Here is a 4363-nt window from a genome sequence, read left to right as displayed (position 1 = left end):
GCCCCGGCTCCCGAAGGGTAGGGCCCCCGCCGCGACCGGCCGGATGACCCGAACCCGATTCAGGTTCCGGGGGGCACCCCCCGGTCGTCGGGGCGGGGCATCCCCCGGTCGGCCACCACCTCGCCGTAGGCCCGGATCAGGTCGGCCAGCCGCAGCGTGCGCAGGTCCTCCCGATCGGGGGTGGTGCCCGCCGTGCTCAGCCGCACGTCGCGGAAGGCACAGCTCGCATCGTGGAGGGAGCGCAGGAACCGGCCGTGGCCCAGGTCGTCCACCCACCCCTCGGCGACCACGTGTTCGCAGATGCTGCGCAGTTCCTCGCTCGCCTCCGGGTCCCAGACGTCACCGCGCGCGGCGGCGACGGTCTCGCCGATGGCGGTCAGCTCGGCCGGGCCGTAGCCGGGGAACTCGATCACCGGGAACCGGGAGGCCATTGCGGGGTCGGAGGTCAACAACCGCCGCATCCCCGCCGGATGGCCCGCCAGGATCACCACCAGGACGTCCCGATCCTCCTCGGCGCGCCTGAGCAGAACCTGCAGAGCCTCGCCCACGGCCGCTTCCCCCCGGCTGTGATCCGGCTGCGCCAGCGCGTGGGCCCCGTCGACGAACAACACCCCGCCCAGGGCCGACTCGATCACCCGGTTGGTCCTGATGGCGGTTCGGCCCGGGACCCCCTCGAGCAGATCGGCCCGGCCGACCTCCACCGGACGCCGGTGTCGGCAGACGCCCGTGCCGTGCAGGACACGTGCCATGATCCGGGCCACCGTCGTCTTGCCCGTGCCGGGCGGGCCGATGAACGCGAAGTGCCGACCCGGGGGGTTCACCGGCATGCCCCGTCCGGAACGCAGGCGGTCCATGCGCGCCCGGGCGGCCATGGCCCGCACCCGCTCCTTGACCGGCTCCATGCCCACCAGACGTTCCAGTTCGGCCACGGCCTCCCCGGCCTCATCGGTCGCCCCACCGGTCGCACCCGCACCGTTCCCGGGAGCCCTCTCCGGCCCGCCGGGCGGCTGCGGTGGCGCGGCGTCCCCCCAGCGGTCCCCGGTGGCCGGGGGGCCCGCCGCGTCGACGTCCCCCCTCGGTGGGTGGCCGCCGGGGGCGCTTCCGCCCCCCGCTCCGGCGGGGGGCGCACCGCCCCCGGGGCCCCCGTCGTCCCGGGGACCGACTCCTTCGCCGCCGTGTCGGTCGTGTGCTCCGTGGCCCTCCGGGACGTCGAGGTCGTAGGCCATGATCATGGGATCCTCGTCCGCCAGTGCCTGGAGACGGGCCGCGGCGTCCATGAACCCCGGATCGGCCTCCAGCACCGATCGGTAGAGCGCGATCGCCGCCGCCCCCCGCCCGTTGCCCTCCCGCGCCCTGGCCAACCAGTACCGCAATTCCTTGCGCTGGGGCTGTTCGCTGCGGCACCGTGCCAGGGCCGTCGCCAGGATCGGTTCGGCCTGGTCGAACATGTCCATCCGAACCCGCGCCATCCCGGCGAACAACCCTGCTTCCACTCCCAGTTGAGGGTCATCCAGGAGCGAGGCCGTGCGGCGGTAGAGGGTCTCCCAGTCCCGGGCCAGGTAGGCCCGGCAGGCGTGCAGGAAGGCCGCCGCCGGGTCGGAGTCCGGTGGGGGACACTCGTCCAGCGCGTGATCCAACTCCGTCAGGCGGCGTCCGTCCAGCAGGTGGGAGGCCCGGGCCAGGAGGAGGTCGCGCCGGGTCTCCAGCACCGGTTGCACCCACCAACCCAGCCAGTACCACGAGGCCAGGGGGCGTCCGTGACGGGCCCGTTGGTCCCCGAAGCGGCTCCGATGGGCGTACATCCGGGTCAGTGCCGTTCCGGCGTCCGCGCGCAGGGCGTGCAGGCCCAGCCAGGCGTCCGCCATCCCGGGATCGTCGCGGACCGCCGCGCGGAAGCACTCCTCGGCCTCCGCGTACACCCCCGCCACGTAGGCATCCGTGCCACGCACCCAGGCCAGGTCGGCCGCGGGATGCGGTTCGCGCCGTCCGCCCGCGCCGGCACTCATGACGACCCCCTCAACGGCGCTTCCCACCTCGACCCGTCGGATTCCGGGCATGTCCGTACCCGGGCATGGTATCCCGCCCTCCATGGGACAAGCAGACAATCCACGTGTGCCCATGACGGTTCGTTCGCGAAATGTTCCCTCTCCAGGGGGACCCAGCGGTCCCAGAAATCAGCCTGCTCCGGCCCGTCCCGTCGACGTCCGCGGGCCCGCGCGGTGCGGGCCGGCACGTCCATCCACACGGACCACGCCAGATGGGGCCGCAGGGCCCGGCGGGCGGCGCCCACCCCCTCCAGAATGACGACCGGGGCGGGTGGCACCCGTACCCCGCGGCCGATCCGTCGCCGCTCCCAGTCGTAGAGGCCGAAACGCGCTCCGACACCCCGACTCCACGGCTCGACCAGCGTCTGCAGCACCCGCCCGGTGGGAGCGATCGGGGCCTCGTGATCGGCCAGGTCGTCCAGCCGCACCACCGGAGCCCCGGCCAGCTCCCGCGCCAGACGGTCGGCCGCGGTGCTCTTGCCCGACCCCGCGTACCCGTCGATCCCCACCAGGCGCACCGGCCCCACGGAGGGCGGCAGCCCGGACACCCGTTCGGCGCACCACCGCGCCCACGCCCCCGACCCGCTCTCCCGGTGGTCCGGCCCGGGGACCCGTGCGTCCTCCACCGGGTCAGCGTACGCGCGCCACGCCGTCGGGGGCGGGGCCCGGAGGCCGCGCCCCCCGACGGCCCAATCCCGGCCGCCTCCGGCCGCTCCGGCCACACTGGTGGCGGAACCGTGGGGCCGACCGGCCGCCCATCCGAGGGGAGCCATCGCGTGACCGACTCCGTCCGACCCGCCGCACCCGGGTCCCGGGACTCCGACGCCGGATCCCGAGCGTCCTCCCCGACCGGCCGCCGGACCCTGCTCGGCGGGGCACTCGGCGGGCTTCTGGCCTCGACCGCTCCCCCCACCGCCCGCGCCACCTCCGGCCCCGCCGGGGCCGGTGACCGGGCCGACCCCATCGACCTGCTCGTCCTGCGCACGGCCGACCACTGGGCCGCCGGCACCTTCGACGGCAGCCGCCCGACCACCGGGCCGGCCGGCGACGGGGTCGTCCCCCGGGAGAACGCCGGCACCGCCCGGTGGACCTCCCCCTGGTTGCGCCCCGCCGTTCCGGCCGACGAGATCATCGTCTCCTGGAACGCCGACACCCCGCCGGGCACCGGCGTGCGGATCGAGGCCGAGGTGCGCTACTCCGACACCGGCCGTTCCCCCCGGTACACCCTCGCGGAGTGGGCCCTGCACGACACCGACCTCGATCCGCGCCGGGCCTCCGTCGCCGGACAGGGCGACGGCACCAGCCGGGTGCTCACCGACACCATCGCCCTCGACGACCCGGGGGGTCCCGTCCGCATGACCGGCTGCCGGCTGCGGGTGGCGTTCCTGCGCGCCCCCGGGGCCGCCGGGGCACCGACCCTGCGCCGGCTCGGCGTCATGGCATCCGACATCCCCCGCCGGGAGACCGTGCCGGCCGTGCCGCCGGGGCCCGCACGCGGTGTGGAACTGGACGTCCCCGGCTGGTCGCAGTACGTCCACACCGGTCGACACCCCGAGTACGCCGGTGGGGGAGAGGCGTGGTGCAGCCCCGCCTCCACCCAGATGGTCCTCGCCCACCACGGCCACGCCCCCGATCCGACCGACCTCGCCGACCACGATCCCGATCACGACGACCCCTGGATCTGTCACGCCGCCCGTCACACCTACGACCACGTCTACCGGGGTTGCGGCAACTGGCCCTTCAACACCGCCTACGCCGCCCATCACCCCGGCCTGGCCGCCGTCGTCACCCGATTGGCCTCGTTGGAACCCCTGGAGCACCTGATCGCGGCCGGACTCCCGGTGATCACCTCGCAGTCCTTCCGTGCGGAGGAACTCCCCGGGGCCGGGTACAACACTCCCGGTCACCTGCTGGTCGTCGCCGGGTTCACCGAGGACGGCGATGTCGTGGTCCGGGACCCCGCGGGCCGGGGCAATGCCGACGTGCGCCGGGTGTACCCGCGCCGGGCCTTCGAGACCGTCTGGCTGCGCACCCGTCGTCCCCTGCCCGGCGGCGGCACCGGGAGCGGCAGCGGCGGGGTGTGTTACCTCATCCACCCCCGGCTACCGGACACCGCGCAACGGGCCGCACTGCGCCGGGCCGGGGTGCGCTGACTCCCTCCCGCCCGTGACGCGACGCCGCTGATCAGGCATACTCCACACGCGATCCGGAACGACCCGAACCGCCGCGATCCGGCGGATCGGCCGTACCGGTCCCCCACGGCAGCGGCGCCGCACCCGGGATGTCCGCTGCCCCGTGCCCGACAGGGAGGACGAGCG

At 75.2% G+C, this 4363-nt stretch carries 3 protein-coding genes; 1 reads left to right on the top strand and 2 read right to left on the bottom strand.

The window, feature by feature from the left end; genetic code table 11:
* Positions 1 to 59 precede the first annotated feature (59 nt).
* The gene (locus FNQ90_RS14060; RefSeq protein ID WP_182606697.1) at positions 60 to 2006 is read right to left on the bottom strand and encodes an AAA family ATPase; all 1947 of its coding nucleotides are present in this window, start codon (positions 2004 to 2006) and stop codon (positions 60 to 62) included.
* Positions 2003 to 2671: a nucleoside/nucleotide kinase family protein gene (locus tag FNQ90_RS14055; RefSeq protein WP_182606696.1), complete on the bottom strand. Its 669-nt coding sequence runs from the start codon at positions 2669 to 2671 to the stop codon at positions 2003 to 2005. Before FNQ90_RS14055 ends, FNQ90_RS14060 begins: the two co-directional genes overlap by 4 nt.
* Positions 2672 to 2821: 150 nt before the next feature.
* Between FNQ90_RS14055 and FNQ90_RS14050 the strand changes: the two genes are divergently transcribed.
* On the top strand, positions 2822 to 4198 hold the full coding sequence (locus FNQ90_RS14050; RefSeq protein WP_182606695.1) for a peptidase C39 family protein: 1377 nt from the start codon (positions 2822 to 2824) through the stop codon (positions 4196 to 4198).
* Positions 4199 to 4363 lie beyond the last annotated feature (165 nt).

The organism is Streptomyces alkaliphilus (assembly GCF_014141535.1).
Lineage (GTDB): Bacteria > Actinomycetota > Actinomycetes > Streptomycetales > Streptomycetaceae > Streptomyces > Streptomyces alkaliphilus.
Note: the sequence above shows the minus strand (reverse complement) of the source record. Positions and strands in the feature narration are given on the sequence as shown.

Excerpts from the sequence above, each read along its gene's own strand:
- FNQ90_RS14060 (WP_182606697.1), bottom strand. The coding sequence starts at position 2,006 with ATGAGTGCCGGCGCGGGCGGACGGCGCGAACCGCATCCCGCGGCCGAC.